We start from the raw sequence: 7395 nt of genomic DNA on the forward strand, positions 1-7395 counted from the left end.
GTTGGGGGTCTATTATCACCTGGTATTGATAGGTTTTAATGCGGAAATCCCCCCTTGAAAAGGGATTTGCGCGATTTTTACAATTTCTTGCGCAGTCAGGCGGGGATGGCAGGAGAAAACACGTCAGAGGGGGTCCGCATAGAGTCGCTTAAACGTTTCTCTGAGCCAGACTATCTTCGGGTTGTCGCTGTTGCGTTTGTGCCATAGCAGGGTAAAGGGCACCCGCGTTTTTTCCAGCAATAGCGGCTCCAGCGGAAGCGGCCGCGACACCAGCGGCAGGTGGTGCTGCCGGTTATAGTGATGGCAATAACGCGGCGCGGTGGCCAGCATCGTGTGATTCGGCTGGGCGGCCATAAACAGCGATTGTTCAAACCCCGGCAGGGTTAACGCAACGGTGCGTTTATGCCCCAGCTCGTGGAGAACATCATCCAGCGCCCAGGTATCACTCTGTTCCCAGCTGATATTGATATGCGGATAGCGTAAAAAGGTCTCCAGATTCCACTCTTCGTTGAGCGCCGGGTGATCCGCGCGCAGCCAGACCTGAGGCAGGTCGGTAAACAGGACTTCAAAATCGATATACCACGGCAGCTGGCTGAGTTGCTCCCGTGAACGCGGATGTGTTTCACGTCCGCAAAAGCCGATATCGACTTCACCGCGAATGATCGCATCCAGCGAGTCATAGTCCCAGTTGCGCAGGCGAATCAGCGCCTGGGGATAGCGCTGGTAGATTTGCTGCGACAGCGAATTAAACAGAATCATCAGCAGCGGCGTTTCCGCCGCCAGTTCGAACTTCAGACCGCTCGGCATGATGTGGTGGGGTTTATCGAGGATCTGATTGCCCATCTGCATCCAGTCCGCCAGATCCTGCTCCATGCTGGTCATCAATGGCGTCGGCGACAGACCGAGCGGCGTTTTGACGAATAGCGGATCGTCAAACCAGGCGCGCAGTTTAGCTAATGATTTACTCACCGCCGACGGCGAAACGTTCATGCGCTTCGCCGTGCGGGTGACGCTGAGCTCCTGGGTCAGAAGCTGCAGACAGAGTAATAAATTAAGATCGAGACTCGACAGGGATTTCTTCATTATGTTGCGCAGCCCGGACAGAGGAAGCGGCCAGAATCAGAACAATACTCACTATGCTACAGGCAATGAGAATCCCGATCAGCATATTCATGGCACTTAACCCGATGATGGCAGCGAGCCAAATCCACAGTGAAGAGCCGCAAACCTGAGCAATCCCCAGTACCGAACTGGCAACCCCAGCCCGCAGAGTAAATGGCCCCAGGGCCTGGCTCATGGCAACGCCAAAGCCCACAGAGAAGCCTGCGCAAATGAGCGCCAGACCCAGCATGGTTACCGTCTGGCTGGTGGCAAGGCAGAGCAAAGCCCCGGCCGTAAAGAACATCACCTGTGACGTCAGCATCAATGTACGCGGTTTAAACAGGGTGAGCGCAAAGGGCGTTGAGAACGACACCGTCATGCTGACCAGCGCCATTAAGGCCATCGCCATCGAGTATTGTCCACGATCGAACCCCATCTCCTCCATCATCAATACCGGGGAGACGTTAACGTAGGTGAGGATCGCCGTTACGCTGAGGGTAGTAATGACGATACGGCTGAGGAAAAAGCGGTTCAGCAGTGATTCCGTGGCATTTTTCTGCCCGGCAAGAGTCGGTGAAGGGGCTGCCGGCCGCGTTTCCCGCAGCATAAAGACCGAGAGCAGGCCGACCATCACCCCCATGCCGGTCATGGTGTAGAACAGGCTCTGCCACGGGTATTTCAGCATAATCAGGTGGCCCAAAACGGGAGCCAGGACCGGGATAATGCAGGTGATGCCATTTAACAGCGACAGCACCCTGGCGCGACGACGATCGTCGAGCGTATCGCGCAGGACGGCAAAGGCGACGACGTAGCAGCTCCCCGCCCCGATGCCCTGAATAAAACGCCCGACCAGGAAGAGATCGCTGCTCTGCGCGTGCGCGCAGAGCAGCGAGGCCAAAATAAATGTCGTCGAACCGAAAATGGCGACCGGCTTACGTCCGGATTTATCGGCTGCTCTGCCGGCAAACAGCATCGCGGCGGCCATGCCCGCAAGGTAAACCGAGAATGCAATATGCAGCTGTGCTTCGCTGGCGCCGAGGTCCTGCGCAATACGCGGCAAACCAACCAGATACATATCGATGCCGGATGGATAGAGTAAAACCAGCGCAAAACTGCAGATAAGAAAGCGTGCCATAGAACCCCCGCGAGAATAGAGGCGTACAGAGTAATGGCTATTGCGCGGCAGTACGAGTTGCCATTTGGACAACAATGATTTCCTGAGAGGAAAAACCCTCGCTGCGTTCTGCGATGAACTACCAGACTTTGGCCATGCCATCGCTGGCCGGGCGCACGGAAGTAAAACCAAACTTCGCATACAGCTCGGGGACATCGGCAACCAGAGAAACATACGCGCCCTGAAAGGTATTGGCATCCAGCCAGCGGACAATATTCTCCATAATCAGTCTACCCAGCCCTTTTCCCTGGTGCGCCGGATCGACCGCGACATCGACTATCTCGAAATTCACGGCGCCATCACCGACGATGCGACCCATGCCAACCGGAATTCCCTGCCAGAGAATATGGACGCCGTAGCAGCTGCGCGGCAATCCGGCTATCACGCCCTCCAGCGGGCGCGGTGACATGCCGGAGATCCGTCGTAAACGGCAAAAATCCTCTGCCGACGGGACGGTCTCGATAACGGCGTAATCAGAAGTCATGGCGGTATCCTGTTGTGGGAGGCTCATGACATTTAATGATGCCACGTTGTAGGAAGCAACCTTGCGTCGGTGAGATCGTGAGATGAAAGGAAAAACCTCCTGCCAGGAAAATAAAAAAACCTGCATAAACATTAAGTTGATGCAGGTTAGTTCATGCTCACCAAGGCATATTGATGATGCGTTATTTACCGATACAGAAGCTGGAGAAAATGCGTCCCAGCAGGTCATCAGAGGTGAATTCGCCGGTGATCTCGCTCAACGCCTGTTGCGAGAGCCTTAGCTCTTCAGCCAGTAGTTCACCGGCCCAGGCGCCAAGCAGCTGCGCTTTGCCCTGCTGGAGATGACTGGCGGCTTCTGACAGCGCCTGCAGGTGACGACGACGGGCGAGGAAACCGCCTTCCATGTTGGTATCGAAGCCCATGCTCTGCTTGAGATGGTTGCGCAGGACATCTACGCCCTCACCGGTTCGCGCCGACAGTCGAATCAGTGAGTGGCCATTCACTTCACTGATACCCAACGTTTCGCCAGTGACGTCAGCTTTGTTTCGGACCACGGTAATCGGCAGTTTCGCCGGTAAACGCTCGATAAAGTCTGGCCAGATTTCCGCCGGGTCGACGGCGCTGGTGGTCGTACCGTCCACCATGAACAGTACCCGGTCAGCCTGCTCGATTTCCTGCCAGGCACGTTCAATACCAATGCGCTCAACCTCATCATTGGCATCGCGGAGTCCTGCGGTATCGATGATATGCAGCGGCATGCCGTCGATATGGATATGCTCGCGCAGTACATCGCGGGTGGTTCCGGCAATATCGGTCACGATCGCCGCTTCGCGCCCGGCCAGCGCGTTCAGCAGGCTCGATTTCCCGGCGTTCGGGCGACCGGCGATCACCACTTTCATCCCTTCGCGTAGCAGGCTGCCCTGGCGGGCCTCGGCGCGAACGGCATCAAGATCGGCAATCACGCCGTTGAGCTGGGCTTCGATTTTACCGTCGGAAAGAAAATCGATTTCCTCATCCGGGAAGTCAATAGCGGCTTCGACATAGATACGCAGATGGGTCAGCGCTTCCACCAGATGATTCACCCGGGCAGAGAAGGCGCCCTGCAGCGAATTCAGCGCCGAGCGTGCTGCCTGCTCGGAACTGGCGTCAATCAGGTCAGCAATCGCTTCAGCCTGGGCGAGATCGAGCTTATCGTTAAGAAACGCGCGTTCAGAGAACTCCCCGGGCCTGGCGATACGCACGCCCGGCAGCGTCAGGATTCGTTTCAGGAGCAGATCCAGAATCACCGGGCCGCCGTGGCCCTGGAGTTCCAGCACATCTTCACCGGTAAAGGAGTTTGGGCCGGGGAACCATAGCGCAATACCCTGATCCAGCGGCGTGCCGTCGGTATCTTTAAAGGGCAGATAATCGGCGTAGCGCGGTTTTGGCAGCTTGCCGAGAACCGCTTGCGCGACGTCGCGTGCTTTGAGGCCGGAGATGCGCAGGATGCCCACACCACCGCGTCCCGGTGGGGTTGCCTGGGCGACGATAGTGTCGTTATGGCTCATGATGACTCTCTATGTAAATGTAAAAAAGGCGGTCTATTGACCGCCTTCTCTGGCATTGATGCTACTGCGGTTTAAGCAGAGTATCAGCTCTTTTTCTTCTCGCGGCTATGCAGACCACGCTTCTCGAGACCACGGTAAATCAGCTGCTGCTGAATAATGGTCACCAGGTTGCTGACGATATAGTAAACCACCAGACCTGACGGGAACCACAGGAAGAACACCGTAAAGATGACCGGCATAAAGGTCATGATCTTCTGCTGCATCGGGTCGGTCACGGTGGTCGGAGACATCTTCTGAATGAAGAACATCGTCGCGCCCATGATGATCGGCAGGATGTAGTACGGGTCTTGTGCTGACAGGTCGTGGATCCACAGGATAAACGGCGCATGACGCAGTTCAACCGAGGCGCTCAGCATGTAGTACAGCGCAAGGAAGATTGGCATCTGAATAATCAGCGGGAAGCAGCCACCCAGCGGGTTGACCTTTTCTGCTTTATACAGGGCCATCATTTCCTGGCTTTGACGCTGTTTGTCATCGCCCAGACGCTCACGCATTGCCTGAATCTTCGGCTGCAGCATGCGCATCTTCGCCATGGAGGTGTACTGCGCTTTGGTCAGCGGGTACATGATGCCACGAACGATAAAGGTGATAACGATGATCGAGAAGCCCCAGTTGCCGAGGAAGCTGTGGATGAATTTCAGCAGCTTAAACAGCGGTTGGGAGATGAACCACAGCCAGCCGTAGTCGACGGTCAGATCCAGGTGCGGCGCGACGGCTGCCATTTTGTCCTGAATGGCCGGGCCGACCCACAGAACGCTTTCCAGCTTGTCGGTTTGACCCGGCTGCACCAGTACCGGCTGCGATTTATAGCCGATGGCGACAACGCCGTTGCCGAGGTTGGCGGTGTAGAAGTTGTTGGTACCGCTGTTTTGCGGAACCCATGCGGTGGTGAAGTACTGCTGCAGCATCGCCACCCAACCGTCTTTGGTGCTGACGTTCAGGTTTTCGTTATCGACGATGGTATCGAATTTATATTTTTCGTATTTCGATTCAGACGTTGAATACGCGGCGCCACGGAAGGTGTGCATCGTAGACAGGCCACCGGTTTGCGTATCGCGGGCGGTTGGCAGGTTGGCAGTCTGTTTCAGCTGACCGAAGGTAGAAATCTCCAGCGGTTTTTCGCCAACGTTCTGCACGTTATAACCCACGTTCACCGCATAATCACCGCGTTTCAGGGTGAAGGTTTTGGTGAAGACGTTGCCTGCTTTATCGGTATACGTCAGCGGAATGACGATTTCGTTCTGGCCTTCCGCCAGCACAAACGCATCTTTATCGACGTTATACAGCGGGCGGGCTCCATTAGCCGGGTTATCCGGGCCATCACGACCGGTTAAGCCGCTTTGAGCCTGATAGATAAACTGTGGCGTGGTTTCCAGTAACTGGAACGGTTCAGTCGACTTCAGTGCTTTCGGATAAGCCGGAAGCAGCGCTTGCTCCACATCACCACCGCGGGTGTTGATGGTCAGCTCAAGCACATCGGTTTTTACCGTAATCAGTTTCCCCTGGCCACTGGCCGGTACGCCCTGGTCGGCGGCGCTACCCGCTGCTGTGGTCGTTGTCTGCGTGGTCTGTTGCTGAGCCTGAGGATTGTTATCCTGCTCCCAGGCTTGCCAGATCATGAAAGACACGAACAACAAAGCGATGATAAGAAGATTGCGTTGCGAATCCATCGTTAGTGTTCTCTGGTATCAAATGGTCCAGGCGGGACGGGATCGTCACCACCAGGGTGTAAAGGGTGGCATTTTAATACGCGTTTCACTGTCAACCAACTGCCTTTTATCACTCCAAACCTGCGCAATGCCTCAATTCCGTAGCTTGAACAGGTTGGCGTGAAACGACAATGCGGCCCGAGAAGCGGACTAATCAGGCGCTGATAGACCCGAATAAGGCCTATCAGGACCCGGGAGCCAGGCGACAATGGCGGCGCCATAATTTTTCCAACGCTTCCGAGAGAGCACGGTTATCGAGGTCAGCAACCCCTTTCTTTGCCACCACCACGAAATCCATTGGCGGGAGTTCATGTTGACGCAAACGAAAACTTTCACGCGTCAGACGTTTAATCCGATTGCGTTCATGTGCGCGTTTGACGTTTTTCTTGGCGACGGTAAGACCGATGCGGGGATGCCCCAGCGAATTCAGGCGGCCGAGGATGGTGATTTGCGGCGTGCCAGCCCGTTGTGGCTGCTGGAAGACGAAAGTGAAATGACTGGGAGTTAACAAACGTAACTCCCTGGGAAATGCGAGCTTAACCACGCAGGGTTAGCTTTATTACTTGGAAACGGTCAGACGAGCACGGCTTTTAGCACGACGACGTGCCAGAACCTGACGACCATTTTTAGTAGCCATACGTGCACGGAAGCCGTGAGAACGGTTGCGCTTCAGTACAGACGGTTGAAAAGTGCGTTTCATGGCGGTTTCTACCTAAACTTGAATAATTTCACTGACTTTTGCGTATACCCGAACGAACTTCGAACGACTTACGCGGCAGCGATGGTGATTAAAGAGGCCGGATTGTAATAATTGTACACTCCGGAGTCAATTCTCTTTCCTTATTTCTCGCACCTTGTCGCACAAAAAATGACCTGCGACAGGCAACGGAAAACGGGCATTACGCGCCGGGTGGAGGATTATACGGCCTGACGGGTAAAGCGCAAGGATCGCAAAGGATCTTTGTTAGATCGTTTAGGCCCTAAACCAGCATAGCTCATTAAATTTTCCAATATGTGGGCGAAATCGTGCCTCACTCCTCTCCGGATCGATTACACTTACCCGGCTTCGATCCTTCCTGTGGATAAATCGGGAAGAATCTGTTGAGAAACACAAGATATCTTTCTCAGTTTAGGCTATGATCCCCGGTCCTGATCGCGATCCACCGATCCGCATCGGATAAATACCGCAGATAGCGGTTCACGCGTCACCCCTTTTGTGCAGGGGCTTTTCGGCCAATGCAGGGTCTTGTCGACGTGTGCCAACAATCACGATTGTTTCTTTTTTTCTTTATATCGATTTTATGTTCGAGTGGAGTCCGCC

9 protein-coding genes are annotated in these 7395 nt (G+C 54.8%); all 9 read right to left on the bottom strand.

Annotated features, from left to right (window positions below; all coding sequences use genetic code 11):
* Window positions 1-123 precede the first annotated feature (123 nt).
* Window positions 124-1083 (bottom strand): HTH-type transcriptional regulator YidZ, encoded by a 960-nt coding sequence (yidZ, locus tag DSD31_RS25795; RefSeq protein WP_004869189.1) that lies wholly within the window; start codon window positions 1081-1083, stop codon window positions 124-126.
* The gene (locus DSD31_RS25800) at window positions 1052-2236 is read right to left on the bottom strand and encodes an MFS transporter (protein ID WP_015585461.1); all 1185 of its coding nucleotides are present in this window, start codon (window positions 2234-2236) and stop codon (window positions 1052-1054) included. Before DSD31_RS25800 ends, yidZ begins: the two co-directional genes overlap by 32 nt.
* 118 nt (window positions 2237-2354) lie before the next feature.
* A complete protein-coding gene (locus DSD31_RS25805; protein ID WP_113991374.1) occupies window positions 2355-2759 on the bottom strand; it encodes a GNAT family N-acetyltransferase in 405 nt (134 codons plus the stop codon).
* 181 nt (window positions 2760-2940) lie between these two features.
* Window positions 2941-4305, bottom strand: a complete 1365-nt coding sequence (gene mnmE, locus DSD31_RS25810; RefSeq protein WP_004869182.1) for a tRNA uridine-5-carboxymethylaminomethyl(34) synthesis GTPase MnmE — start codon at window positions 4303-4305, stop codon at window positions 2941-2943.
* Window positions 4306-4388: 83 nt separating this feature from the next.
* On the bottom strand, window positions 4389-6035 hold the full coding sequence (gene yidC, locus DSD31_RS25815; RefSeq protein WP_004869180.1) for a membrane protein insertase YidC: 1647 nt from the start codon (window positions 6033-6035) through the stop codon (window positions 4389-4391).
* 2 nt (window positions 6036-6037) lie between these two features.
* Window positions 6038-6295 (bottom strand): membrane protein insertion efficiency factor YidD, encoded by a 258-nt coding sequence (gene yidD, locus DSD31_RS25820; protein ID WP_015585463.1) that lies wholly within the window; start codon window positions 6293-6295, stop codon window positions 6038-6040.
* Window positions 6259-6618, bottom strand: coding sequence for a ribonuclease P protein component (gene rnpA / locus DSD31_RS25825; RefSeq protein WP_049264554.1), 360 nt, complete (start codon window positions 6616-6618; stop codon window positions 6259-6261). The genes yidD and rnpA overlap by 37 nt, the downstream gene beginning before the upstream one ends.
* Before the next feature lie 15 nt (window positions 6619-6633).
* On the bottom strand, window positions 6634-6774 hold the full coding sequence (gene rpmH, locus DSD31_RS25830; protein WP_004871828.1) for a 50S ribosomal protein L34: 141 nt from the start codon (window positions 6772-6774) through the stop codon (window positions 6634-6636).
* A 218-nt stretch (window positions 6775-6992) separates the two neighbouring features.
* Window positions 6993-7073: a hypothetical protein gene (locus DSD31_RS26715; protein ID WP_418325380.1), complete on the bottom strand. Its 81-nt coding sequence runs from the start codon at window positions 7071-7073 to the stop codon at window positions 6993-6995.
* Window positions 7074-7395 lie beyond the last annotated feature (322 nt).

Source organism: Klebsiella sp. X13 (genome assembly GCF_003323835.1).
Classification (GTDB): Bacteria; Pseudomonadota; Gammaproteobacteria; order Enterobacterales; family Enterobacteriaceae; genus Klebsiella; species Klebsiella ornithinolytica.

Excerpts from the sequence above, each read along its gene's own strand:
- DSD31_RS25800 (WP_015585461.1), bottom strand. The coding sequence starts at position 2,236 with ATGGCACGCTTTCTTATCTGCAGTTTTGCGCTGGTTTTACTCTATCCA.
- yidC (WP_004869180.1), bottom strand. The coding sequence starts at position 6,035 with ATGGATTCGCAACGCAATCTTCTTATCATCGCTTTGTTGTTCGTGTCT.
- mnmE (WP_004869182.1), bottom strand. The coding sequence starts at position 4,305 with ATGAGCCATAACGACACTATCGTCGCCCAGGCAACCCCACCGGGACGC.
- yidD (WP_015585463.1), bottom strand. The coding sequence starts at position 6,295 with ATGGCGCCGCCATTGTCGCCTGGCTCCCGGGTCCTGATAGGCCTTATT.
- rpmH (WP_004871828.1), bottom strand. The coding sequence starts at position 6,774 with ATGAAACGCACTTTTCAACCGTCTGTACTGAAGCGCAACCGTTCTCAC.
- yidZ (WP_004869189.1), bottom strand. The coding sequence starts at position 1,083 with ATGAAGAAATCCCTGTCGAGTCTCGATCTTAATTTATTACTCTGTCTG.
- DSD31_RS25805 (WP_113991374.1), bottom strand. The coding sequence starts at position 2,759 with ATGACTTCTGATTACGCCGTTATCGAGACCGTCCCGTCGGCAGAGGAT.
- DSD31_RS26715 (WP_418325380.1), bottom strand. The coding sequence starts at position 7,073 with ATGAGCTATGCTGGTTTAGGGCCTAAACGATCTAACAAAGATCCTTTG.